The sequence below is a fragment of the Microbacterium yannicii PS01 genome, from assembly GCF_000304335.1.
In the GTDB taxonomy this organism is placed as follows: domain Bacteria; phylum Actinomycetota; class Actinomycetes; order Actinomycetales; family Microbacteriaceae; genus Microbacterium; species Microbacterium yannicii_A.
Genome location: NZ_CAJF01000003.1, coordinates 15,729 through 39,585 on the forward strand (window position 1 = coordinate 15,729; position 23,857 = coordinate 39,585).

A 23,857-nucleotide genomic window follows, 5' to 3' on the forward strand; every position below is an offset into this window, starting at 1 on the left:
CTTCGGTGGAGCGCCGCGGCGGACCGTCGTGCGCCGCGGCGGGGAGATCGGGCTGTCCGCGGGCCTGGCTAGGCTTGCAGGGTGACGGACTCCGCAAAGCCTACCCTTCTCGTCGTGGACGGCCATTCGCTGGCATACCGTGCCTTCTACGCCCTCCCGGTCGACAACTTCTCGACGAAGGACGGGCAGCACACCAACGGCATCTACGGGTTCCTCGCCATGCTCATCAACCTCATCAAGGCGGAGAAGCCCACGCACATGGCCGTGGCGTTCGACACGTCCCGTCAGTCGTTCCGCTCGCGGGAGTATCCGGAGTACAAGGCGAACCGCTCCGAGACCCCGTCCGAGTTCAAGGGCCAGATCCCGCTGCTGCAGGAGTGCCTCGCGGCGATGAGCATCCCGGTGCTGCAGCAGCAGGACATCGAGGCAGACGACATCCTCGCGACGCTCGCGAGCCAAGGCGCCGAAGCCGGCTTCCACGTCCTGGTGTGCTCCGGCGACCGCGACACGATCCAGCTCGTGAACGACGACATCACGCTGCTCTACCCGAACGTCCAGGGCGTCTCGCAGCTGAAGCGCTACGACCGGCAGGCCGTGATCGACCGCTACGGCGTGCGACCCGAGCAGTACCCCGACATCGCCGCGCTCGTCGGCGAGACCAGCGACAACCTCCCCGGCGTGCCCAAAGTGGGGGAGAAAACCGCCGTCAAGTGGCTCACCCAGTTCGGCTCGCTCGATGCGCTGCTGGAGGGCGCCGAGACGATCAAGGGCGTGGTGGGCAACAACCTTCGCGAGCACGTCGACGATGTGCGTCGCAACCGCATGCTGAACCGCCTGATGACCGACGTCGACCTGCCGCTCGGCCCGGCCGACCTGGAAGTGCAGCCGATGGACGCACAGGCGGTGCGCGACATCTTCGCGCGGCTGGAGTTCAAGACCCTCATCCCACGAGTGGCCGAGCTCGCCGGCATCGAGCAGCAGATGGCCGCCGTGACGTCGGCAGCGGCGATGCTCGCGCCGACGGCTCGCGAGGTCGGCCCCGACGACCTGGTCGCGTGGCTCGGCGACGTGGCCGGCGATGTCGGGGTCACCGTCGTGATCGAGGCAGGACTGCCGCGACGGATCGGCTTCGCCACGATGACGGATGCCGTCGAGTCGGAGCTCACCCCCGAGGCCCGAGATGCGCTCGCGCCGTGGCTCGCGTCCGACGCCCCGAAGGTGTTCAGCGACGCCAAGCCCCAGGTCAAGGCGCTCCGGCGTTCGGGTCTCACCCTCGCCGGCCTCGAGTTCGATGTGATGGTCGCTGGCTGGCTGCTGCGCCCGAGCTTCCCCGACAAGACGCTCGCCCACCTGGTCGACCGCTACCTCGATGAGAAGCTGCCGGAGGCCGATCCGTCCCAGCTCGTACCTGAGACCGAGGGCGCCACGCCCGGCCAGCTGTCGTGGTACACCCTGCGCGTGGCGGAGGCCGTGCGCGCCGAGCTCGCGCCGAGTGTGGCGAGCGTGCTCGCCGACATCGAGCTGCCGACGCTGCGCGCCCTGGCAGACATGGAGCTCGCCGGCGTCGCGGTCTCGCACGACACGCTCGCGGAGTTCTCGAGCGAGCTCGCCGAACGTGCGGACGTGCTCGCGCAGGCGGCCTTCGCGGCGATCGGACGAGAGGTGAACCTCGGCTCCCCGAAGCAGCTGCAGGAGGTGCTCTTCGACGAGCTGCAGCTGCCGAAGACCCGGAAGACCAAGACCGGCTATTCGACCGATGCCGCCGTGCTCGCAGATCTGCAGGAGACGAACCCGCATCCGTTCCTCGACCTCCTCCTTCAGCACCGCGAGGCGACGAAGCTGCGGCAGATCATCGAGTCGCTCGACAGCGCGATCGGCGGCGACAAGGCGATCGGTTCGGACGGGCGGATCCACACCACCTACGTGCAGACCGGCAGCCAGACCGGGCGCCTGTCGAGCACCGACCCGAACCTGCAGAACATCCCGATCCGCACGGAGGAGAGCCGCCGCATCCGCTCGGCATTCGTCGTGGGCGAGGGCTATGAGACTCTCCTCACCGCCGACTACTCCCAGATCGAGATGCGCATCATGGCGCACCTCTCCGAGGATCCTGGTCTCATCGAGGCGTTCAACTCCGGCGAGGACCTGCACCGGTTCGTCGGCGCGCGCGTCTTCGCCGTCGTCCCGGAGGAGGTCACTCCCGCGATGCGCACCAAGGTCAAGGCCATGTCGTACGGCCTGGTCTACGGGCTCTCGGCGTTCGGCCTGTCCAAGCAGCTGCGCATTGAGCAGAGCGAGGCGAAGCAGCTCATGATGGAGTACTTCGCGCGATTCGGCGCCGTGCGCGACTACCTCCGCTCGTCGGTGGAACAGGCGCGTATCGACGGCTACACCGAGACGATCTTCGGGCGGCGCCGACCGTTCCCCGACCTCGCCAGCCCCAACCGGGTGCTGCGCGAGAACGCCGAACGCGCGGCGCTCAACGCCCCGATTCAGGGCAGTGCGGCCGACATCATGAAGATCGCGCTGTTCCACATCCACGACGACTTCGCCGCCGGCGGGCTGCGGTCCCGCGTGCTGCTGCAGATCCACGATGAGCTCGTGGTCGAAGTCGCGCCGGGGGAGTGGGATGCCGCCGAGCAGATCGTGCGGGAGCGCATGGGCGACGCCGCGCAGCTGTCGGTGCCGCTCGACGTGCAGATCGGTCGCGGCGGCGACTGGCACTCGGCAGGACACTGACACCCGCGTTTGTCGGCACCGCGTCTCGTCCCTAGGCTCGGATCCATGACTGAAGAAACCCGCACTCCCACGCAGATCGACAAGATCGCTGACGCGTGGGTGGACACCCTGGCCGAGCTCGAACCGACGCTCGCAACCTACATCGGCCGCTCGGAGTTCAACGACCGCTTCGGCGACTACAGCCCCGCCGGTCAGGAGGCCCTCATCGCCGAGGGTCGCAAGACCCTGGCGGAACTGGAGTCCGCGACGCCGGCCGACGACATCGACGCCGTGACCAAGGAAGACCTCGCCCGCGAGATCGGGCTCGGCATCGAGCTGCATGACGCGCAGTGGCATCTCCGCGACCTGAACGTGATCGCGTCGCACGCGCAGGACATCCGCTCTGTGTTCGACCTGATGCCGACCGCGACACCGGACGACTGGTCCGTCATCGCGACGCGGCTGGGAGCTGTCCCCGGCGCGATCGAGGGCTACGTCGAGACGCTCCGCGAAGGCATCTCTCGGGGCGTCGTGCCCGCTCGCCGTCAGGTCGTCGAAGTCGTCACGCAGATCGCCCGATACACCGAGGACAGCGGCTTCTTCGCCAACTTCGCCGCCGAGGCGGCTCCCGCCGAGGGGCAGCTGCCGGCATCGCTCGCGCGCGACCTCGCCGACAGAGCGAACTCCGCGCGCGTCGCCTACGACGCGCTCGCGCAGTTCCTCTCCACCGAGCTGGCGCCCGCCGCCGGAGACGCCGACGCGGTCGGCCGGGAGCTCTACGCACTGCACTCCCGTCGCTTCCTCGGCGCCACGATCGACCTCGACGAGACGTACGAGTGGGGCGTGGAGGAGCTCGCCCGCATGGTCGCCGAGCAGGAGGCCATCGCGCACGAGATCAAGCCCGGTGCGTCCGTCGAAGAGGCGGTCGCCTTCCTCGAGCAGGATCCGAGCCGCAAGCTGCACGGCACCGATGCCCTTCAGAAGTGGATGCAGGAGACCAGCGACCGTGCTGTCGCCGAGCTCGGCAAGACCCACTTCGACATCCCGGAGCCGATTCGTCGCCTCGAGTGCATGATCGCGCCGACCCGAGAGGGCGGCATCTACTACACCGGTCCCACCGACGACTTCTCCCGTCCCGGCCGCATGTGGTGGTCCGTGCCGGAGGGCGTCGAGGAGTTCGACACCTGGCGCGAGCTGACCACCGTGTACCACGAGGGCGTTCCGGGGCACCACCTGCAGATCGCCCAGGCCGTGTACAACCGCGCACAGCTCAACTCGTACCGTCGCCTTCTCGGGGGCACGTCGGGTCACGCCGAGGGCTGGGCGCTGTACGCCGAGCGCCTCATGGAGAAGCTCGGCTACCTCGACGATCCCGCCGACCGCCTCGGCATGCTCGACGGCCAGCGCATGCGTGCGGCCCGCGTCGTTCTCGACATCGGTGTGCATCTCGGCAAGGAGCGCCCCGACGGCCAGGGCGTCTGGGACGCTGACTTCGCCCTCGAGTTCATGCGCCACAACGTGAACATGTCCGACGAGTTCGTGAAGTTCGAGGTCAACCGCTATCTCGGCTGGCCGGGCCAGGCGCCGTCGTACAAGGTCGGCCAGCGCATCTGGGAGCAGCTGCGCGACGAGGTCGCCGAGCGGGAGGGCGACGCCTTCTCGATCAAGCAGTTCCACAAGCGTGCGCTCGACATCGGCGGTGTCGGACTCGACACGCTGCGCACGGCGCTGTCGCGCTGATCGATCGACGGGCTCAGCGATCGGATCCGGTCGCTGAGCCCGTCGACCCTTACAGCAGAGCCGTCACCTCGGCGTCGGTCGTCTGCGAGAAGTCGTCGTAGTACTGCCCCACGGCCCAGAAGTCGCGCTCCCGGTGCGGGCAGACATATTCGTCCACAGCGTCAGCGGGCGGGCTCCACTTCGCCGGGGCGACCGGCACCGCCAGCACGATGCGTGACGGCTGCCGGCTGCGCAGCGCGCGGCACGCGGCGATCGCGCTCGAGCCGGTGGCCACGCCGTCGTCCACGACGATCGCGGTGCGCCCCTCCAGATCGATGAACGGCGCCCCGAAGGCAGTGGTCCGTCGTGCGAGTTCGTTCCGCTCCGCCTTCTCCACGCGTTCGACGTCGGTCTCCGACATCCCCGCCCAGCGCACGGCCGAGGGGGTGACGATGCGCACGCCGTCCGCGATGGCGCCCACGGCGAACTCCTCATGCCCTGTCGCTCCCAGCTTCCGCACCACGACCGCATCCAGCGGCAGCCCGAGAGCCGTCGACACTTCGGCCGCGGTCACCACGCCTCCTCGCGGGATGCCGAGGACGACGGCATCCGTCCCGCGCCAGGACTCGAGCGCCGAAGCGAGCACCCGTCCCGCGGCATCGCGATCGGCGAACAGTGCCATGCGACAACGCTACGCTCGCGGCGAGCGATTGTGTCGGGAATGCCCCACTCCCTGGCGCGGTTCATTCAGCTGAATCGAAAGGATGTCGTGATGACCACGCAACCGACCGTCGAAGCATCCGCCCCTGACCCGGCCGTGATCGAGCTGGGGCTCGACACCTTCGGTGACGTCACACGTGACGCGTCCGGCGCGCGGCTGAGCGACGCGCAGACCATCCGCAACGTGGTCGAGCAGGCGGTGCTCGCCGATCGCGTGGGCCTGTCGTTCTTCGGGGTGGGGGAGCACCACCGCCCCGAGTTCGCGGTCTCGAGTCCCGAGATCGTTCTGGCGGCGGCCGCCGCCCGCACCGAGCGGATCCGCCTCGGGACAGCGGTCACGGTCCTCTCGAGCGATGACCCGGTGCGCGTGTACGAGCGGTTCGCCACACTTGATGCCGTCTCGAACGGGCGCGCCGACGTAATCCTGGGCCGCGGCTCGTTCATCGAGTCGTTTCCGCTGTTCGGCTACGACCTGCGCGACTACGAGACGCTCTTCGACGAGAAGCTCGACCTGTTCTCGCAGCTGCTCACCGAGAAGCCGGTGACGTGGCAGGGCACCCTTCGTGCCGGGCTCACCGACGCGGACGTCTTCCCCAAGACCGAGAACGGACTGCGGGCGTGGGTCGGCGTCGGCGGCACACCCGAGTCCGTCGTCCGGGCGGCCCGGTACGGCTACGGGCTCATGCTGGCGATCATCGGAGGGCCGGCTGCGCGCTTCCGCCCGTTCGCGGACCTCTACCGTCGATCGCTGACGACATTCGAGCGCGCGCAGCTGCCTGTCGGCGTGCATTCGCCCGGGCACATCGCCGACAGCGATCAGGAGGCCTGGGACGAGGCGTACGAAGGCTTCGAGGCGATGAACAACACCATCGGCCGCGAACGCGGGTGGCCCTCGTACAACCGACTGCGCTTCCAGCACGACGTCGGCCCTGACGGCGCGCTCTACGTCGGCTCTCCCGATACCGTCGCCCGCAAGATCGTCGACACCGTCCGCACGCTCGGCGCCGCACGCTTCGACATGAAATTTTCGACGGGCACGCTGTCGCACGAAAAGCTCATGCGATCGATCGAGCTCTACGGGACCGAGGTCGCACCACGTGTCCACCGGATGCTGGCGCAGGCCTGACACGGACGTTCCGCGCGAGACGAGGCTTCCGTAACATGAGCGCATGACGGATGCCGCCTCCCCGACCGCGACGGCTGTCTCGACGTCCGAGCGACTCGACCGCCTGCCGTTCACGCGGCAGCACCTTCGCGTGCTCACCGGCTCGGGTCTCGGCTGGGCGCTGGACGCGATGGACGTCGGACTCATCTCGTTCGTCATCGCTGCGCTCGCAGTGCAGTGGTCGCTCTCCCCGGGTGAGACGGCATGGATCGCGTCGATCGGCTTCGTCGGCATGGCCATCGGCGCCTCGCTCGGCGGTCTTCTCGCGGACCGCTTCGGACGGCGGCAGATCTTCGCCGTGACGCTGGTGGTGTACGGCATCGCGACCGGTGCGAGCGCCCTCGTCGGGGGTCTCGCTCTCCTGCTCGTCCTGCGGTTCTTCGTCGGTCTCGGGCTCGGCGCCGAGCTGCCGGTCGCCAGCACGTACGTCAGCGAGTTCGCACCCGCCCGGATGCGGGGTCGCCTCATCGTCATCCTCGAGGCCTTCTGGGCCATCGGGTGGACCGCTGCCGCGCTCATCGGGTTCTTCGTGATCCCCGGATCGGAGGCGGGCTGGCGCTGGGCCTTCGCGCTCGGCGCCATCCCGGCGATCTACGCCCTCGTCGTGCGGTGGGGCCTTCCGGAGTCACCACGGTGGCTGGAGCGGCGAGGGCGCCACGCCGAGGCGGACGCCATCGTGCGATCTTTCGAGGAGTCGGCATCGGTCACGCCCGAGGCGCGCCGCCGGCTGACCACCGGACCGATCGAGATCGTCGGCGCCGCAGCGACCACTGCCCGCGGACGCCTCGCGGGACTGTGGTCGCGCGAGTTCCGCATGCGCACCCTGGCGCTGTGGGTAGTCTGGTTCTGCGTCAACTTCTCCTACTACGGCGCGTTCATCTGGATCCCGTCGATCCTCGTCGCACAGGGGTACGACCTCGTCCGGTCCTTCGGCTTCACCCTGATCATCACGCTCGCACAGCTGCCGGGCTACGCCGTGGCCGCCTGGTTGATCGAGGTGTGGGGCCGTCGCCTCACCCTCTCGGTGTTCCTCGCAGGGTCCGCGGTCTCGGCCGTGTTCTTCGGCACGGCGACGAGCGAGTCCGCCGTGCTGATCGCGGGCATGGCACTGTCGTTCTTCAATCTCGGGGCCTGGGGCGCGCTCTACGCCGTCACACCCGAGATGTACCCGACGTCGCTGCGGGCGACAGGGTCGGGCTGGGCTGCGGGGGTGGGGCGAATCGCCTCGATCGTGGCTCCGCTGAGCGTTCCCGTGCTGCTCGCAGCCGGCGGCGCGCCGGTGCTGTTCGTCGTCTTCGCCGTGTTCTTCGCACTTGCGGCTCTCGCGGCGTGGGGTCTCGCCGACCGGCGGGGAGCGGCGCTCGACGACCGGTGAGCGGGCCTAGGCTGGTCTGATGCCATCCGTTCGCTTCGTCGCCATCGGCGACTCCTTCACCGAAGGCGTCGGCGACGAGCTGCCCGACGGTCATGTGCGCGGCTGGGCAGACCTCGTCGCGCAGGGATGGGCGGATGCCGCGGCGGAGCCGGTCGAGTACGCGAATCTCGCGATCCGGGGGCGCCTGGTCTGGCCGATCGTCGAAGAGCAGCTCGAACCGGCGCTGGCGCTGAAGCCCACTCACCTGTCGTTCAACGGCGGCGGGAACGACATGCTCCGGCCTCGCACGAGCGTGACGCGCATCGTCGCGGCGTTCGAGCACGTCCTGCGCCGCTGCGACGAGGAGGGCGTACAGCTCATTGCACTCGCGGGGGCGAATCCGTCAGGGCAGCTGCCGCTCAGCCGTGTCATTCAGCGACGCGGCGACCTGCTGTCGAACGCTGTCGCGGCCCGCCTGCGGGAGCGGCCCGACGTCGTGACCGCGTTCAACTGGTACGACCGGGAGCTGTCGAGCCCGCCGTACTGGTCGGAGGACCGCCTGCACATGAACTCACGCGGTCACCACCGCGTCGCGGCGCGAGTGCTGACGGCGCTCGGCATGGAGCCGCCCACCGCATGGTGGTCGCTTCCACCACTGCCGGCCGGTGCTCAGCGAGGCGCCGCGTACTACCGCACGCACGTCGGACCGTGGGTGCGGCGCCGGCTCACCGGCACGTCGTCCGGCGACGGACGCGCCGCGAAGTTCGGCGTGTGGACGCCGATCGCGCCGTCGGGATCCTGAGCCGCGACCCCTGGCGCCCGTGTCGCCTCAGGCGGGGCGCACCGAGTACACCAGCTCGGCGAACTGTCCGGCCTGCCGCACCGACTCCAGACGCAGGCGGTCCGATTCCAGGCGGCGGGGGAGGAGAGCGCGCCCCGAGACCAGCGTGACGGGTGCCACCGAGACGCGGATCTCATCCAGAAGCCCCGCATCCGTGAACTGACCGACCAGGTCGCCGCCGCCGACCACCCACACGTCGCGGCCTCCCGCGGCATCGCGGATCTCTTCCCAAGCCGCCGTGAGCTCGCCCGAGCGGAACCGGATATCGGCACCCTCGACGGCTGGAAGCGTTCGCGAAGAGAAGACGAAGGACGGCGTGCTCGCGTAGGCCCACCGATCCGGATGCTCCGGAAGCTTCTCGTGCTCGAGGATCCACTCGTACGTCGTCGAGCCCATGACGAGCGAGCCGATGCCCTCGAGGAAGCTCCCGAAGTCGTTCTCAGCGCTCTCGGCGCCGGGGACGGCGAACAGCCACGAGAGGGAGTCCTCGTCGTCGGCAAGGAAGCCGTTGAGCGTGGTTGCCGTATTGAAGATCACGCGCGTCATGAACTTCACGCTAGAGGTGACGTCCGACACGCACGTCAGGACCGGACGATCGACGCCGTCTCGCTCATGTCCGAGGTGAGCGCGGCCGACGAGGCGGATCCATGCCCAGCCGAATGCGGGTGCGCTTGCGCTCGATCACGATGAAGGCGCCGCCGAGCAGCCACAGCGGCATCTGGGTCAGGAAGGCGATGCGGAACGCGTCCAGCGTGTACGTATCGGGGGTGCCCGCTCCTTGCAGATCGAGGGTGAAGCCGATCAGCAGGATCGCGATCAGCGCGGCGAGGAACCCCCCGGCGTTCGTCACGCCCGTCGCGGTGCTGAGCCGATGAGAGGGGTTGTGGGTGCGCGCATGGTCGAACGCGATCATCGATGCGGGACCGCCCATCGCCAGCGCGAACGCCAGTGCGAACAGCAGCCACAGCGGTGCCGGCCCCGGAAAGGCGATCACCGCGACCCACGCGACCGCCTGCACCACCACTGCAGGCAGCACGAGCGCCTTCGACCGCATGTGCGGGATGCGGCGCGAGATCTCGCCCATCACCGGTCCGAGCACCATGCCGACCACGACATACGTCGACATGATCGTGGCGGCCTCGGCCACGGTGCGGCCCTCGCCTGCCGTCAGGAACGGCATGCCCCACAACAGCACGAAGGCCGTCCCCGCGAACGGCGTGGTGAAATGCGACCAGAACGCCAGCCGCGTCCCGGGATGAGCCCAGGCGGCACGGATGCCGACCCCCGTGTCGACCGCCGACGTCACCACACGGATCGCTCCGGTGCTCGTGTCGACCGACACGTCCTCGTCGCGGTCGGGGGGATGGTTGCGGATCAGGAGCGCGACCAGCACCGCGAACAGCACGCCGAGCCCGGCCACGCTGCCGAAAGTGATGGTCCAGGTCGTCGCGTGCAGGAGAGCGGCCAGCGGGATGAGGGCGAACAGCTGACCCGTCTGACCGACGATGCCCGTGAACTGAACCATGAGGGGTCCCCGCTGCGCCGGGAACCACGTCGCGATCAGCCGCAGCACGCCCGGGAAGATCGCGGCGTCACCGGCGCCGAGCAGCATGCGCGCGAGGATCGCAACGCCGACGCTGGGGGAGAGGGCCATCGTCAGCTGCCCCACGGCCATGAGGATCATGCCTATCGTCATGATCGGCCGCGCCCCGTAGCGGTCCAGAAGCACGCCGATCGGAATCTGCATGCCGCCGTAGACGGCGAGCTGCACCACCGCGAACAGCGACAGCGTGGCAGCGTCCGCATCGAAGCGCTCCGCGGCATCGACTCCCACAGCACTCAGCGACGAGCGATTCGTGACGGCGAGGACGTATGCGGCGACACCCACGCCCCAGATCATCCATGCTCTCGAACCCGGCCCGGCAGAAGGGGAGCGGGTGGGGGACGACACCGTTCCACAGTACCGACCGGGTCGGATTCAGAAGCGTCGGCGATCTGTCAAGACCCTACACGGGAGGTCGCCGGTGCGACACGTTGTACGCGGGACAACCATGTTCCGCACAAAGGGGGAGGGCCCTCGCCGCGCCCCGGAAAGGAGCCTCGCATGAGCATCGGTGCAGGCATCGCACTGTTCGCCATCGGAGCCATCCTCGCGTTCGCCGTGAACATCGAGGTGGAATGGGTCAATCTCGACATGATCGGCTACATCCTGATGGGGGCTGGAGCCGTGATCTTCCTTGTGGGCATCATCCTCATGGCGCGTCGCCGCCAGACGGACTCGGTGACCCGCACGGCCGTGGACCCGGCAGCGGGGGAGCGTGTCACCCGACGCTCGACGAGCTCGCCGGATGACTCGGTCGGCCTCTGACACACATGCATGCGAAGCGGGGCGGCACCTTCGGGTGCCGCCCCGCTTCGCGTGATCGGACGGGAGTACCGTGGGGAGTGACGCTCCTGCCCGACCCGGTGTGGCCGGTGGTCGTCCTCGCGGCGATCACGCTGGTCGATGCGGTGCTGTGCATCCGACCAGTGAGCTTCATCGCGCAGTGCTTCGAGGACGTGCGCTGGCCGAAGAAGTACTGGTGGATCATGTCGCCCATCAAGTTCGCGGCCGCGGGCGGCCTCCTCGCCGGAATCTGGATAACCGGACTGGCGGCGTTGACCACGGCCTGCCTCGTGGCCTACTTCTCGGTGGCGATCTCGATGCACATCCGCGCGCGCGACTTCGGGCGCAATCTGTTCGTGAATGCGACAGGAATGCTGGTCCTCTGCGTCGCCACGGGCGTCTACTGCTTCCTCGTGTGAGGAGCACGCGGCGCGTCTCTAGGGTCGATGTGTCGCCGGAAGCCCTCGATGCCGAGCAGCTCTACAGGGGACCCGAGGATCTCGGAATGGCGGTCGCGAAGCGACTCCCACCGCTCACGCGACATCGTGTAGCGGCTGTGCAGCACCGCCACGCCCTCGCGCGCGACATGGAACGAGCCGTCCGGCTCGTACCCGACGCGTCGCGAGACCGCGTTCGATGCCGGGTTGTCGGTGAAGGCTCCTGAGATCGCCTCACGCGCACCCAGCCCGGCGAATGCGAGGTGGAGCGCGAGTATGCGCATACGCGTACCGATGCCGTGGCCCTGATGCTCCCGTCCCAGCCAGGAGCCGGTCTGCACGCGGCGCAGGATGTTCCAGTCGTCCGCCACGAGGCCCTGCACGCCCACCGGGATGCCGTCGTGCACGACGGCCAGCTCGAGCGCGAAGCGTGAGGGAGACACCTGCGGGCGAGTGTTCCATTGATACGCAAGAACACTTCGAGCGACCTCATCGGGCGTGCCACGCGTCCACGGGTGCTCGAACGGCATGGCGTCGGGCTCATGCACACCGCGTGCTGCCAGTCTTGCCAGCTCGACCAGAAGTCCGTCGTCCATCCATCTCAGTTCGAGATCGCCGCTTCTGACGCGGACCGCGGACGCCGGCCACACAGTCGCGAGGGGATCGGGGCCGGACATAGCGGAAGTCTGCCAGAACCCACCTGCCCGGAAGGTGTCGCCGAGCGGATGAGATATCCGCCGCGCGACGGATGTCGACCGCCGAGCCACTGGGTACCGTTTTTCCATGAGCGATTCAAAGAACAGTCGCCAGACATACCTCGGCGTCGCAGCCTCGTTCTTCGTCCTCGCGATTGCGATGTGGCTCACGATGGACAATTGGGCGATCGCACTTCCGTTCGTCACCTTGGCATTGACGTTCTTCGTGCTGGGCGCCCGCCAAGGTGGCACAACCGAGTCCGACGAGAACGACGCGTGATCGACGAAGCACCTTCGAGCGATCCGCTCGTCCTGAGCGCGTGGCCGAGGCTTTACGGTCGACGACGATCCGGCCGCTCGTTCCCGCGTTTGTAGTTGCCCGTGATGCGTGCCATCACCTGCTGAGGGTCATCGCGCTCGATGTCGTCGAGAAACTTGAGTGCCGCCGACTTTCGCAAAGTCGCGGCGAGCCGGCCATGATGGCGTATCTCGACGCGTTCGCCGTGCACGGTGAAGACGAATCCACTCGGTGCACCTGCCATACCTTCGAGCATGCCCGATTGCGACGACCTGGTCTGCGACGACGGCGGTGGGCGTATCGGCGCCTGGTGGCGCCACGCAGATCGGGGACCGGCCGGTGACGTTCAAGCTGACATAATGTGGATTATCGGCGAATGCGTGAAGCGCTCAAGTAGCCGTCGCTCTCCTTCATGTCAGACGGTCCAGGCGCCGTCGCGCAGCACGACCCGCCCCGCGAGCTCGTTGGATTCGCGCCACGTCTGGATCTTCGTCGGCCGCAGCACGAGAAAGACGTAGCCGGCCAGCCCGCGCGGATCCCAGTCCGCCTGCGCGGCGTACGCCGCGCCCAGATCCGCATCGTCGTCGACGCCCACGGATCGTTCGAGTTCAGCGTCCAGGAGCACCAGGTCGCGTGTCGGACCGACGGCCAGGCGGGCTCGCCGCCCCGACGAGAGATTGCGGGCGGTCACCGAGTTCGCGTCGAGCGCGATCACCGCCCGATCGTCGACCCAAGCCAATGACAGCGGCACCAGGTACGGCTCTCCGGCCGGCGAGGCGGTCGCCACCCATGCGTCCGCCGTCGGTGCGGTCAGCTGGCGCAGCGCATCGGCCTTGCGGGTCGCGGGATCGCGGGGTTCCGGCATCCGTGGGTCCTTTCGTCGTCGTCATTCTGACAGAGCCCGCGACCCGATTCGTGGCCCCCGGACGCTGTCTCTAGGCTCGAATCATGCTGGAGTCGCTGACCGGGTTCGTCGTGGTGGGAGTCGCGATCCTCGTCGGCTGGATCATCGGCCGCATCGACCTGCTCGGTGAGCATGCCCGCCCGGTGCTGGCGCGTCTCACCTTCTTCGTGCTCTCGCCGTTCCTGCTGTTCGTGGTGCTCGCGCAGGCCGACGTGCGGACCCTGTTCTCGGCACTCCTCCCGGTCTCGGCGATCGCGGCGGTCACCGTCATCGTGATCCATGTCGTGGTCGCCCGCCTGGCCTGGCGCCGCTCGGTCGGCGAGACCGTCATCGGCGCGCTGAGCGCCGGCCAGGTCAACTCCAACAACATCGGCATCCCGCTGTCGCTGTATCTGCTCGGCAGTGCCGCGTATCCGGCCCCGGTCATCCTGATGCAGCTCCTGGTCTTCACGCCCATCACGATGGGGATCCTGGATGCCGTCACCACCGCGCGCTCGTCCCCGTGGCGCGCGATCGGGCGCGTCGTGACGAATCCGATCGTGCTGGGCTCGGTCCTGGGCACGCTCGTCTCGGTCTCGGGGATCGATCTGCCACCGGTCGTCATGGAGCCCGCGGTCCTGCTCGCGAACGCCTGCGTGCCGATCCTGCTGATCGCCTACGGCATCTCGCTGCACGGGCAGCGGGTGCTGGCTCCGTCGGGACGACGGCGCGACGTCGTCGTCGCCACTGTTCTCAAGCTCCTGGTGATGCCCGCGGCGGCGTGGGCCGTCGCCGAGTTCGTCTTCGGCCTCAGCGCGCAGGACGTGCTCGTCGTCACCGTGCTCGCCGCTCTGCCGACGGCGCAGAACGTCTTCAACTACTCGCAGCGCTACGACATCGGCGAGACGATCTCGCGCGACACCGTCTTCCTCACGACGATCGGCTGCGTGCCGGTGCTGATCGCGATCACGCTGCTGCTCGGCTGATTCACTGCGCGCGCAGCTCGCGCAGGGTGCCGACCACGACCCGCGTCCCCGCAGGCGCACGCAGGATCGTCAGCAGCGTGTGCGTGCACGTGCGGCACCGCATGATCGCCGCGACCTCGTCGATCTCGACAACGGTCTCGGCCAACGGCGCCGCCGCCTGGCACCCGCCGCACACGCCGACGAGCGAGGTCGCATCCGCCTCGAAGACTTCGGCGAGAAGACCTGCCACCGCGTTGCCGTCCACGACGTCTCCGGCGTTGTCAGCTCGCATCACGCACCTCCGAAGCGCTCGGTCAGGATGCGTGCCGGCGAATGCCCGAGCCGCACCAGCGCATCCGCGACATGTTCGACGAACCCTGTCGGTCCGCAGACGAAGAACGTCGGGTCGTCTTCGGCGGGCCACACGGCTGAGCGCAGGGCGTCGTCATCCACCCGCCCGACACTTCCCGCCCACCCCGCCGGACCGCGGCGCGTATACGCCCACGTCGCCGCCACTCCCCCGTCGTTCGCCAGCCGCTGGATCTCATCGCGATATATCGCGTTCTCGGGCGCACGCACCGAGTACAGAAGACGGACGGATGCCGCGGCTCCGGCATCCGTCGCGGCGCGGGCGATGGCGACCAGCGGCACGATGCCCGACCCTCCCGCGATCAGCTGCACCGGCTGCGCTCCCCCGGATCGCCACACGAAGTAGCCCCCCAGCGGCCCCTTCACCTCGAGCTCATCACCGGGCAGCACGTCGCGCACGAGATAGGGCGACACCTCGCCCTCGGGAATCTCGTCGACGGCCAGCTCGATGCTCTCGCCGGGACCATACGAGCCGAGCGAGTACGAGCGCTCCGCCTGATAGCCGTCCTCAGCCGTCAGCCTGATATCGATGTGCTGCCCGGCGTCGCTTCCCGGCCAGCCCGCGACCGAGAGCCGCAGGATCCGTGCCGACGGCGTGGCCTCGACGACCTCGACGACATGCGCGGCCCGCCAGCCGCCGACCGTCACCAATACCGCTCCTCGGTCCACGGGTCGCCATGCATGTTGTAGCCGTTCTGCTCCCAGAATCCCGGCTCGTCGTCCGCCATCAGAGTGAGGCCGCGCACCCACTTGGCGCTCTTCCAGAAATACAGGTGGGGCACGAGCAGTCGGGCCGGTCCCCCGTGCTCGGGATCCAGCGGCTCGCCGTCGAACTCGAAGGCCACCCACGCGCGGCCCCCGAGCAGGTCCTCGAGCGAGAGATTCGTCGTGTAGCCGCCGTAGGAGTGCGCCATGGCGTAGGCGGCGTCGGTGTCGACCGACTCGAAGAGGGTGTCCAGCGACACTCCCCGCCACGACGTGCCGAGCTTCGACCAGCGGGTGACGCAGTGGATGTCGGTCTGCACGTCCTCGATCGGAAGGTCCAGGAACTCCTGCCACGTCCAGGTGAGCTGAACATCCGATTCGGAGCGGATGGAGAAGGACCACTCGTCGGTGTCGATCCGTGGTGTCGGCCCTGCAGACAGCACCGGAAAGTCGTCGGTGAGGTACTGCCCTGGCGGAAGCCGCGGATCACTGTCCCGCCGGCGGGACCCGAAACCTCTCGAGATGACTGCCATCATGAACCCCGCTTCCTGTCGCCGCACGCTCACCGTAGCGCGGGCGACACACCCGGGCCAATACCGGGAGTATCAAGTTCGGGTCTAAGCTTTAGCCGCACTACGCACAGCTAATTTTCAGAAAGGACCTCGCATGTCCACGGAATACGCGGCCGAGAAGTCAGCCGTCAACGGTATCCGCACCGCCCTCGGCATCGGCGGCGTCCTCGCCGTCATCGCCGGCATCCTGATCCTCGTGTGGCCGGGAAAGACGGCCATGTTCGTCACGGCCATCATCGCCATCTACGCCATCGCCGCCGGCCTGGTCTACGCCGGCCTCGGGATCTTCTCCAAGACCAAGGGGGGCTGGGCTCGCGTCGGACACATCCTGCTCGGCATCCTGTTCATCATCGCCGGCGTCGTCGCTCTGTTCAACCTGGGGCAGACCGCCGTCTGGCTCGCCCTGTTCATCGGCATCCTCGTCGGCATCCTGTGGATCGTCGAGGGCATCGTGTCGCTCTCGACGCTGAGCGCCGCGGGGTCGAAGGGCTGGACGATCTTCTTCGCCATCCTCAGCATCATCGCCGGACTCGTCGTGCTCTTCTCCCCCATTTGGGGCTCCGTCGTGCTGTGGTGGCTGCTGGGAATCTCGCTCGTGGTTCTGGGCATCATCAACATCGTTCGCGCCTTCACCTTCGGCAAGGGCACGCTCTGACCCACGCGGTACGCGAACGGCCTCGGGAGCGATCGCTCCCGGGGCCGTTTCGTCATCGCGTCGATGTCAGCCGACAGGCAGGTGGCGACGCCACCAGTCCAGCACCGCATCGAAGCGCTGCACCCGGTGTCGCGGCTGCCCCGAGCGGGTCAGCTCGTGGTTCTCGCCGGGGAAAACGAGCAGCTCGGCCTCGGTCCCCTGTCGCTTGAGTGCCGAGTAGTAGCGCGTCGCCTGCTCCAGCGGGCAGCGGAAATCGAGCTCGGAGTGAACCACGAAGGTGGGCGTCGTGACCTGACCGACCACCGCCATCGGGCTCTGCCGCGCCATGTCGTCCGTCGAGACACCGACGTACTCGTCACCGAAGAACGTGCCGATGTCGCTCGTGCCCTGGAATGTCACCGGGTCGAGGAAGCCGCGCTCGACGATGGCGCCGGCGAATCGGTGATCGTGCGCGATCACCCACGCGGTCAGGTAGCCGCCGTACGACCCGCCCATGATCCCGACACGCTCGCCGTCGAGACGGCCGTCGTCGGCGACCGCTCCCTCGAGGAAGTCGATGACGTCGGCGAAGTCGACGGTTCCCATTTGCTGACGGATGCTGCGGCCGTGGGCACGCCCGTAGCCCGCCGATCCGCGCGGATTGCAGTAGACGACCGCGTATCCCTCGTCCACGAGCACCTGCGTCTCGTCGAAGAGGTGGACGCCGTAGGAGGCGTAGGGCCCGCCGTGGATCTGGAGGATCACAGGGAACGGTCCGTCGCCCTCCGGCGACGCGACCCAGCCGTGCACCGGATAGCCGTCGCGCCCGGCAACGGTCAGCTCGCGGGGCAGAACGATGCCGGATGCCGCAGCCGCCGCACCGAAAGCGGTCAGGATGCGTTCCTCCGACCCGTCCACGAGAACGAGCTCGCCGGCCGAATCGGGACGAGCGACGGACGCCACGATCCGTCCGGCGGCAGCCGCATGCCCCGCGACCTCGACGTCGCCACCGAGGACCTCTGAGACTTCACCTGAGCGCGTGACGCGCAGAAGCCGCACCCGCCCGCGGGCGCGGTCCTGCACGAGGAACTCATCGCCGATCGCGGTGATGTGGCTGCCGACCTCGCCGAGGTCGACGGTCTCGCTGTCGGTGAGGCGACGCGGCGCGCCGTTCTCGAGCAGCCACAGCGCCACGCCGGGCGCCACGAAATCCACGCCGTCGCCGACGTCGTGGGCGAGCAGTGCGATCGCACCGTCAGGAGCGACCTCGAGGCCGAGCAGCGACAGGCCGGCATCCGCACCGAGCAGCTCGCGCTCCCCGGAGCCGTCGACGGCGACCGCGATCATCCGTGAGCGCAGATCGCGACGGTCGTGCTCGATCTCGTCCGGGACGGTCAGCACCTCGCGGCCGTCCGCCGTGAAGGCGAGTCCACCGTGCGAGGCGGCCCCGTCGGTCAGCCGGCGGCCCTCGGCGGCGACGAGGATCTTCGCCGGGGCGGAGTCGTCGTCAGCGCGCACGGCGGCCGCGGGCTCGTAGAACGGCTCGGCGTCCGTGGCCGGAGCGGAGATGACGAACACGTGGGCGGGGCGGTCGGCGACGTAGCCGAGCCCGTTGGCGTGCCAGCGGATGCCGGTGACATGGCGCGGCGCCTCGGCTGCGGCATCCAGTCCCTCGACGCTGCCGTAGCGGCCCTTCTCGGGAACGCGCCCGAGATAAGCCAGCGACGAGCCGTCCGGCGACCATGCGAAGTCCTCGACGCCCAGCGGCGCCTCGGTCGCCTGGATCGGCTCGCCCCCGCGCGCGTCGACGACGTGGATCTGCGGCTTGCCCTTGGCATCGGCGCGGAGGAACGCGAGGCGGGCGCCGTCGCGAGACAGGCGCGGAGCGGCATCCGCGGTCCCCCGGGTCAGCCGTCGCGGCGTGCCGTCGGGAAGGTCGATGCGCCACAGCTGTCCGACCGCGCGGTTGGCGGCGAGGTCGGGTCGCGAGGAGGCGAAGACCGCGAACGAGCCGTCGGGTGCGATGACCGGACGACCGACGGAGACGAGCTTCTCGATGTCGTCAGCGCGCACGGGAGCTCACTCCCCCGTGAACGACGAGACGTCGCCGACGAGGCGGGTGTTGTCGGCGGGGACGGGGTCCAGTGCGGCCGCCGCGATCTCGGCGGCGAACTCCGAGACGTTGTACAGCTTGCCCGCCGACTCGCGCCGCGTGGCGATGGCGCCCGGGTTGGCGCGCTCGAGCAGCGTCGCCGTGATGGTGCCCTCGATCATGTCGCCCGACACCACGACGAACTCGACACCGCGCTCGCTGAGCTCCGGGAGGCGCTCGCGGAGCGCGTCCTCGCCGGCCCGCTTCGACAGCGCCACCGGCTCGTACTCCGGCATCGTCGGGGTGGTCCGGATGAAGTGCGCCTGGTGGCTCGTCACGAACACGACGCGCGAGCCGGCGTCGAGCAGCGGCAGTGCCGTCTCGAGCACGCGCACTTGTGCATCGCGGTTCAGCTGCAGCGCGTAGTCCTCGGCCATGCCCGACTCCATGCCGCCCGATGCGTTGAGCACCAGCACGTCGAGACCGCCGAAGGCGCTCTTCACCTCGTCGAACATCGCCTGCACCGAGGCGGTGTCGGTGAGGTCGGCTCCCACCACCAGCACCTCGACTCCGAGCCGGCGAAGCTCGGCGGCGAGCTTCTCGGCGCGCGGGGCCTTGTTGCGGTAGTTGATGACGACGTTCGCGCCGGCCTGCGCGAGGTAGCGGGCGGTATCGGCGCCGATGCCGCGGGACGAGCCCGTCACGAGAGCGGTCTTGCCACTCAGGGAATTCGCGGGTAGCGGTGCGGAAGCCGGGGTGTTTGACTCGGTCACCCATCGACCCTACCTGGTAGGTTCGAAGGCAGAGGAGGCGCATCGTGGAGCTCATCCAGACAGTCGAAGAATGGGCGTGGATCGGCTGGCTCGTGCTGATTCTCGCCTTCCTGGTGATCGAGATGCTCACGCTCGATTTCACCTTCCTCATGCTGAGCATCGGCGGTCTCGCCGGGCTGGGAACCGACCTGCTCGGCGCGCCGCTGTGGCTGCAGGTCATCGTCGCAGCCGCGGTCGCCGCTGTGCTCGTCCTCTTCCTGAGACCGCCCCTCCTGCGGCGACTTCGGCGTGGGGAAGATCCGACGCTGTCGAACGTCGACGCGCTCGTGGGCCTGGCCGGCACAGTGCTGTCGACGGTCAGCGGCCACTCCGGTCAGGTCAGACTCGTCAACGGCGACGTGTGGACCGCCAGGACCGAGGCCGGTGAACTCGAACCTGGGACGCACGTCCATGTCAGCCGCATCCACGGTGCGACTGCGGTGGTCCGCCCCGTAGATCCGACCGGCAGCCCATTCCCCGCAAGCGAGGAGCCCCGCGCATGAACGATCTCGACGCCTTCATCCCCACCGCCATCGGGTGGCTTCTCGCGATCGCGGTCTTCATCTTCGTGCTCGTCGTCATCGCACGCTCGATCCGCATCATCCCGCAGGCCAACGCCGGCATCGTGGAGCGGCTCGGCCGCTACCACAAGACGCTCACTCCGGGCCTGAACCTTCTCGTTCCCTTCATCGACCGACTCCGTCCCCTCATCGACATGCGCGAGCAGGTGGTGTCGTTCCCGCCGCAGCCCGTCATCACCGAGGACAACCTCGTCGTCTCGATCGATACCGTGGTGTACTTCCAGGTCACCGACGCGCGCGCCGCGACGTACGAGATCGCCAACTACCTGGGCGCCGTCGAGCAGCTGACCACCACGACGCTGCGGAACGTGGTCGGTGGCCTGAACCTCGAAGAGGCTCTCACCAGCCGCGACAACATCAACGGGCAGCTGCGCGTCGTCCTCGACGAGGCGACCGGCAAGTGGGGCATCCGTGTCGGTCGTGTGGAGCTCAAGGCCATCGACCCGCCCCACTCCATCCAGGACTCGATGGAGAAGCAGATGCGCGCCGAGCGGGATCGCCGTGCGGCGATCCTCACCGCCGAGGGCTCGAAGCAGTCGCAGATCCTCGAGGCCGAGGGCCGCCGGCAGGCCGAGATCCTCCGCGCCGAGGGCGACAAGCAGGCCGCCGTACTTCGTGCGCAGGGTGAGGCAGAGGCCATCGAGATGGTCTTCAACGCGATCCATGTCGGCGACGCCGACGAGAAGCTCCTCGCCTACCAGTACCTGCAGACGCTCCCGAAGATCTCCGAGAGCCCATCGAGCAAGCTGTGGATCATCCCCAGCGAGCTGACGGAGGCCCTCAAGGGAATCGGCGATGCGTTCGGCGGACGAGCAGCGCCGTCGCCCTCACCGTCGTCGCCGAACCGCACCTCGCGAGTGCGCGAGCGCTCGAGCACCACCTCAGACGAGGCGCTGGCCGAGGCGCAGGCTGCGGCATCCACCGCGGACTCCATCGCCGCTCAGGCCAGGGAGTCCACGCCCGGCGGCGTGGGCGGCGACGAGACACCCCGCTGACCCGAGGTGCCGCACCCCTGGTTCGAGGCCACCGCGACGACGCCACGCGTCCTCGCGCACCGCGGGCTCGTCACCGCCGAGGAGGCGGCCTCCGGCATCGTGGAGAACTCCTTCGCCGCTGTCGCCGCAGCGCACTCTGCGGGTGCCGAGTACGTCGAGTCGGACTGCCACCTCACTGCCGATGGGGTGGTCGTGCTGTTCCACGACGACGACCTGTCTCGAGTCACCGGGGACCCGCGCGCCGTGTCGTCCGTGTCGGTGCGAGACCTCGAGCACCTGATGGCCGATCGCGGAGGCCTCATCACCCTCAGCCAGGCTCTCGAGACCTTCCCCACCGTCCGCTTCAACCTCGACGTGAAAGCGGAGGATGCCGCCACCGCCGTCGGCACCGCGGTCGCCGCGCACGGCGAACGGGTGCTTCTCACGAGCTTCTCGGACGCCCGCCGCCGGGCGGCCCTTGCGGCGGCGCAGGCAGCCGGCGACGGCATCCGCCCCGCGACGTCGGCCGGCACCGGCACCATCGCTCGTGTGCTCGCTGCCGTCGCGACGGGATCGGACCGCCTGATCGCGCGGGCGCTCGGTGCGGTCGATGCCCTGCAGGTGCCGGAGCGGCAGGGCCGCCTGCGCGTGATCTCGCCCCGCCTCATCCAAGCGGCTCACCGTCACGGCGTCGAGGTGCACGTGTGGACCGTGAACGAGCCGGACGACATGCGCCGTCTCGTGGCCCTGGGCGTCGATGGTATCGTGACGGATCGCGCCGATATCGCGCTCGCGACCCTGGCCTGATCGACCCGACCGGCGGCAACCCCGTGCCCGCTGTGCATCCACTGTGAAACGCCGCTGAACGTGGCTGCTTCGGATGATCCCCACAGGTGGCTTCGTTATACCTGTACAGCGACGAGAGGACCACAAAATGGCAGACCGCAGTCTGCGCGGCATCCGACTCGGCGCCCAGAGCCTACAGAGCGAAGAGGGCGTCGTGTTCCATGAACGCGCACAGCACACCTACACCTGCACGTCCTGCGGACGTGACACCAATCTGACTTTCGCGGCAGATGCCGAGGTCCCCCCGGCCTGGGAATGCCGCACGTGCGGCGCTGAGGCGCTGCTGCGCGTCGGCGAGGGCACCGCGAGCGTCGACCACTCGGGCGACAAGGTCCCGCGCAGTCATTGGGACATGCTGCTCGAGCGCCGCACCCTTCCCGAGCTCGAAGAGCTCCTCGAAGAGCGTCTCGCCTACGTCCGCGCCCGCCGCGGCTCGGGTGACGACATGACGGTCGACAAGCTCAGCGCCTGAGCCCCTGACGTGTGACGCCGGCCCTACGGGGCCGGCGTTTTCACGTCCCGGCGGCCCCGGACGAGCACCATCACCCCGATGATCGCCAGGGCGGCGACACTTCCCCACGACAGGACCGCATTCACCCAGCCGCCCACGACGACCGCGGGAGTGAGGCCGGTGCGAAGCGGCACGTCGGTCACCATCTGACCCGGAGCGTCGGCGCGAAGCCCTTCGATCGTGGTGCCGTCCGGCGCGATGACCTGGCTCGTGCCCACCGTCGACAGGTTGACCACCGAGCGTCCCGTCTCGATCGCGCGCAGCCGCGCGACGGCCAGCTGCTGCAGGTTCTCGTCCGTCCCTCGGAAGTCCGCGTTGTTGGTCTGGAACAGATAGAGCTCGGCGCCGTCCCGGGCACCCTCCCAGATGAGGGCGTCGTAGATGACGTCGAAGCAGATGGCGAGGCCGCCGAGCGTGCCGTCGATGTCGAACACCGGGGCGTTCGAACCAGGGGTGTAGTCCCGTCCGATCATGCCGATGAGGTCGGGGGCGATCGACTGGTAGAACCCACGGTCGGGCACGTACTCCCCGAACGGCACCGGGTTGCGCTTGTCGTACGACTGCTCGACGCCCTCGCCCTCCCGCCACACGAACGACATGTTGAAGTACTCGTCGCCGCGCTGATCGATGCGGTTGGCGACCAGCGGCGCATCCATGCGGCGGGCGACGGTGTCGAGAGCGGACGCCGCTGAGGGCGACTCTTCCGGATCGAGGTCGACGCTTCCCTCCGGCCACAGCACGACGTCGACGTCGTCCTCGCCGAAGAGCGGCATCGTCGCCTCGAACTGGGTCTCCAGGACGTCCCCGGCCCGCCGTTCATCGAAGTAGCCGGCGGGACCGTTGCCCTGGATGCTCGCGACGCGCATCGTGCCGTCGGCGGTGGTGGCCCAGGCCGGTGTCACCGCGAGGACCGCCACGAAGACGGCGAGCGACATCGCGGGAAGCAAGTCGGCGAACCGGCGCGACCGTCGGCTGCGCGGCATCCGCACGATCTCGATCGCCATCGCGACGACGAACACCACGAGAAAGGTCAGGCCCGCGGTGCCCGTCCACGACACGACCTCGGCAAGAGGCCCGCTCACCTGGCTCGTGCCCACCCGCCCCCAGGGGAAGCCTCCGTACGGGAAGCCGCCTGTGACGGCCTCACGTGCCGTCCACAGGCCTGCAACGACCGCGGGGGTCACCAGCATGCGTCCCCGCCGACTGTGGACCAGGCGGGGCACCCAGCGGTACGCCAGGCTGACGAGGACTGCTCCCCCGGCGACGATGGCCGCCTCGAGGACGGACAGGGCGATCCAGGGCAGTGGGCCGACCCACGCCGCGGTGAAGTCGACGTTCATCAGGTAGAACGCGAGGCCGAAGGCCAGACCCGCCAGCAGCGCGCCGCCGACGCTGCGGCCGATGAGCGCGACGAGCCCCAGCGCCACCGACGCGAACGCCATCGGCCACCAGCCCACCGACGGAAAGGCGACGTCGAGCAGCAGGCCGCCGGCCGCCGAGACCGGCACTGCCGCCCACAGCGGCAGCGGAGGGCGGGCGACGGCGGGTGGCACGGATTCCACCCTAAGCGAGCACCGGTC

At 68.9% G+C, this 23,857-nt stretch carries 26 protein-coding genes; 14 read left to right on the forward strand and 12 right to left on the reverse strand.

The window, feature by feature from the left end; all coding sequences use genetic code 11:
• Window positions 1-81 precede the first annotated feature (81 nt).
• Window positions 82-2,739 (forward strand): DNA polymerase I, encoded by a 2,658-nt coding sequence (gene polA, locus WYM_RS02285; protein ID WP_026059481.1) that lies wholly within the window; start codon window positions 82-84, stop codon window positions 2,737-2,739.
• 45 nt (window positions 2,740-2,784) lie between these two features.
• The gene (locus tag WYM_RS02290; RefSeq protein WP_019179205.1) at window positions 2,785-4,458 is read left to right on the forward strand and encodes a DUF885 domain-containing protein; all 1,674 of its coding nucleotides are present in this window, start codon (window positions 2,785-2,787) and stop codon (window positions 4,456-4,458) included.
• A 49-nt stretch (window positions 4,459-4,507) separates the two neighbouring features.
• Here the strand turns inward: WYM_RS02290 and WYM_RS02295 are convergent, their stop codons facing one another.
• Window positions 4,508-5,119: a phosphoribosyltransferase gene (locus WYM_RS02295; protein ID WP_019179206.1), complete on the reverse strand. Its 612-nt coding sequence runs from the start codon at window positions 5,117-5,119 to the stop codon at window positions 4,508-4,510.
• Between the two features lie 90 nt (window positions 5,120-5,209).
• On the opposite strand from WYM_RS02295, the gene WYM_RS02300 reads away from it, so the two are divergent.
• Genes WYM_RS02300 through WYM_RS02310 form a run of 3 tightly spaced genes read left to right on the forward strand, consistent with a single transcriptional unit; the run spans window position 5,210 to window position 8,478 of the window.
• Window positions 5,210-6,283, forward strand: coding sequence for an LLM class flavin-dependent oxidoreductase (locus WYM_RS02300; protein WP_019179207.1), 1,074 nt, complete (start codon window positions 5,210-5,212; stop codon window positions 6,281-6,283).
• Window positions 6,284-6,326: 43 nt separating this feature from the next.
• Window positions 6,327-7,697, forward strand: a complete 1,371-nt coding sequence (locus WYM_RS02305) for an MFS transporter (RefSeq protein WP_019179208.1) — start codon at window positions 6,327-6,329, stop codon at window positions 7,695-7,697.
• A 19-nt stretch (window positions 7,698-7,716) separates the two neighbouring features.
• Window positions 7,717-8,478: an SGNH/GDSL hydrolase family protein gene (locus tag WYM_RS02310; protein ID WP_019179209.1), complete on the forward strand. Its 762-nt coding sequence runs from the start codon at window positions 7,717-7,719 to the stop codon at window positions 8,476-8,478.
• A gap of 27 nt (window positions 8,479-8,505) precedes the next feature.
• Here WYM_RS02310 and WYM_RS02315 read toward each other — a convergent pair whose 3' ends face one another.
• Together WYM_RS02315 and WYM_RS02320 are read right to left on the reverse strand one after the other, a co-directional pair.
• The gene (locus WYM_RS02315; RefSeq protein ID WP_051008037.1) at window positions 8,506-9,063 is read right to left on the reverse strand and encodes a dihydrofolate reductase family protein; all 558 of its coding nucleotides are present in this window, start codon (window positions 9,061-9,063) and stop codon (window positions 8,506-8,508) included.
• Window positions 9,064-9,127: 64 nt separating this feature from the next.
• Window positions 9,128-10,417, reverse strand: coding sequence for an MFS transporter (locus WYM_RS02320; RefSeq protein ID WP_019179211.1), 1,290 nt, complete (start codon window positions 10,415-10,417; stop codon window positions 9,128-9,130).
• A 204-nt stretch (window positions 10,418-10,621) separates the two neighbouring features.
• Between WYM_RS02320 and WYM_RS02325 the strand changes: the two genes are divergently transcribed.
• Window positions 10,622-10,885 (forward strand): DUF6458 family protein, encoded by a 264-nt coding sequence (locus WYM_RS02325; protein ID WP_019179212.1) that lies wholly within the window; start codon window positions 10,622-10,624, stop codon window positions 10,883-10,885.
• Between the two features lie 77 nt (window positions 10,886-10,962).
• Window positions 10,963-11,322 (forward strand): DoxX family protein, encoded by a 360-nt coding sequence (locus WYM_RS02330; protein ID WP_019179213.1) that lies wholly within the window; start codon window positions 10,963-10,965, stop codon window positions 11,320-11,322.
• On the opposite strand, the gene WYM_RS19005 is transcribed toward WYM_RS02330, so the two are convergent.
• Entirely contained in the window at window positions 11,304-12,017 is a 714-nt protein-coding gene (locus WYM_RS19005) for a GNAT family N-acetyltransferase (RefSeq protein ID WP_157524817.1), read from the reverse strand. The genes WYM_RS02330 and WYM_RS19005 overlap by 19 nt on opposite strands.
• 106 nt (window positions 12,018-12,123) lie before the next feature.
• Between WYM_RS19005 and WYM_RS02340 the strand changes: the two genes are divergently transcribed.
• Entirely contained in the window at window positions 12,124-12,315 is a 192-nt protein-coding gene (locus tag WYM_RS02340) for a hypothetical protein (protein WP_019179215.1), read from the forward strand.
• Between the two features lie 52 nt (window positions 12,316-12,367).
• Here WYM_RS02340 and WYM_RS02345 read toward each other — a convergent pair whose 3' ends face one another.
• Both WYM_RS02345 and WYM_RS02350 read right to left on the reverse strand, forming a co-directional pair.
• Window positions 12,368-12,589 carry a hypothetical protein gene (locus WYM_RS02345; protein WP_237739278.1) on the reverse strand — a complete coding sequence of 74 codons (222 nt, stop codon included), beginning with the start codon at window positions 12,587-12,589 and terminating at the stop codon, window positions 12,368-12,370.
• A gap of 159 nt (window positions 12,590-12,748) precedes the next feature.
• Window positions 12,749-13,198 (reverse strand): pyridoxamine 5'-phosphate oxidase family protein, encoded by a 450-nt coding sequence (locus WYM_RS02350; protein WP_019179217.1) that lies wholly within the window; start codon window positions 13,196-13,198, stop codon window positions 12,749-12,751.
• Window positions 13,199-13,281: 83 nt separating this feature from the next.
• Here WYM_RS02350 and WYM_RS02355 point away from each other — a divergent pair, with 83 nt between their 5' ends.
• On the forward strand, window positions 13,282-14,202 hold the full coding sequence (locus WYM_RS02355) for an AEC family transporter (protein WP_019179218.1): 921 nt from the start codon (window positions 13,282-13,284) through the stop codon (window positions 14,200-14,202).
• 1 nt (window position 14,203) lies between these two features.
• Here the strand turns inward: WYM_RS02355 and WYM_RS02360 are convergent, their stop codons facing one another.
• The 3 genes from WYM_RS02360 to WYM_RS02370 are packed head-to-tail and all read right to left on the reverse strand — an operon-like array spanning window position 14,204 to window position 15,788.
• Entirely contained in the window at window positions 14,204-14,473 is a 270-nt protein-coding gene (locus WYM_RS02360) for a DUF6510 family protein (RefSeq protein WP_019179219.1), read from the reverse strand.
• Window positions 14,473-15,198 (reverse strand): FAD-binding oxidoreductase, encoded by a 726-nt coding sequence (locus WYM_RS02365; RefSeq protein ID WP_019179220.1) that lies wholly within the window; start codon window positions 15,196-15,198, stop codon window positions 14,473-14,475. The genes WYM_RS02360 and WYM_RS02365 overlap by 1 nt, the downstream gene beginning before the upstream one ends.
• Window positions 15,195-15,788, reverse strand: a complete 594-nt coding sequence (locus WYM_RS02370) for a sulfite oxidase-like oxidoreductase (protein WP_026059484.1) — start codon at window positions 15,786-15,788, stop codon at window positions 15,195-15,197. Before WYM_RS02370 ends, WYM_RS02365 begins: the two co-directional genes overlap by 4 nt.
• 133 nt (window positions 15,789-15,921) lie before the next feature.
• Between WYM_RS02370 and WYM_RS02375 the strand changes: the two genes are divergently transcribed.
• Window positions 15,922-16,482: an HdeD family acid-resistance protein gene (locus WYM_RS02375; protein WP_019179222.1), complete on the forward strand. Its 561-nt coding sequence runs from the start codon at window positions 15,922-15,924 to the stop codon at window positions 16,480-16,482.
• Between the two features lie 66 nt (window positions 16,483-16,548).
• Here the strand turns inward: WYM_RS02375 and WYM_RS02380 are convergent, their stop codons facing one another.
• Window positions 16,549-18,534, reverse strand: coding sequence for a S9 family peptidase (locus tag WYM_RS02380; protein ID WP_019179223.1), 1,986 nt, complete (start codon window positions 18,532-18,534; stop codon window positions 16,549-16,551).
• Window positions 18,535-18,540: 6 nt separating this feature from the next.
• Window positions 18,541-19,326 carry an SDR family oxidoreductase gene (locus WYM_RS02385; protein WP_026059485.1) on the reverse strand — a complete coding sequence of 262 codons (786 nt, stop codon included), beginning with the start codon at window positions 19,324-19,326 and terminating at the stop codon, window positions 18,541-18,543.
• Window positions 19,327-19,370: 44 nt separating this feature from the next.
• Between WYM_RS02385 and WYM_RS02390 the strand changes: the two genes are divergently transcribed.
• The 4 genes from WYM_RS02390 (at window position 19,371) to WYM_RS02405 (ending at window position 22,238) form a co-directional block, all read left to right on the forward strand.
• Window positions 19,371-19,868, forward strand: a complete 498-nt coding sequence (locus WYM_RS02390) for an NfeD family protein (protein WP_019179225.1) — start codon at window positions 19,371-19,373, stop codon at window positions 19,866-19,868.
• Window positions 19,865-20,941, forward strand: a complete 1,077-nt coding sequence (locus tag WYM_RS02395) for an SPFH domain-containing protein (RefSeq protein WP_019179226.1) — start codon at window positions 19,865-19,867, stop codon at window positions 20,939-20,941. The genes WYM_RS02390 and WYM_RS02395 overlap by 4 nt, the downstream gene beginning before the upstream one ends.
• Before the next feature lie 6 nt (window positions 20,942-20,947).
• A complete protein-coding gene (locus tag WYM_RS02400) occupies window positions 20,948-21,727 on the forward strand; it encodes a glycerophosphodiester phosphodiesterase family protein (RefSeq protein ID WP_019179227.1) in 780 nt (259 codons plus the stop codon).
• A gap of 127 nt (window positions 21,728-21,854) precedes the next feature.
• Window positions 21,855-22,238: an RNA polymerase-binding protein RbpA gene (locus WYM_RS02405; RefSeq protein ID WP_019179228.1), complete on the forward strand. Its 384-nt coding sequence runs from the start codon at window positions 21,855-21,857 to the stop codon at window positions 22,236-22,238.
• Window positions 22,239-22,261: 23 nt separating this feature from the next.
• On the opposite strand, the gene lnt is transcribed toward WYM_RS02405, so the two are convergent.
• Window positions 22,262-23,830 (reverse strand): apolipoprotein N-acyltransferase, encoded by a 1,569-nt coding sequence (gene lnt, locus WYM_RS02410; RefSeq protein ID WP_019179229.1) that lies wholly within the window; start codon window positions 23,828-23,830, stop codon window positions 22,262-22,264.
• Between the last annotated feature and the right edge of the window lie 27 nt (window positions 23,831-23,857).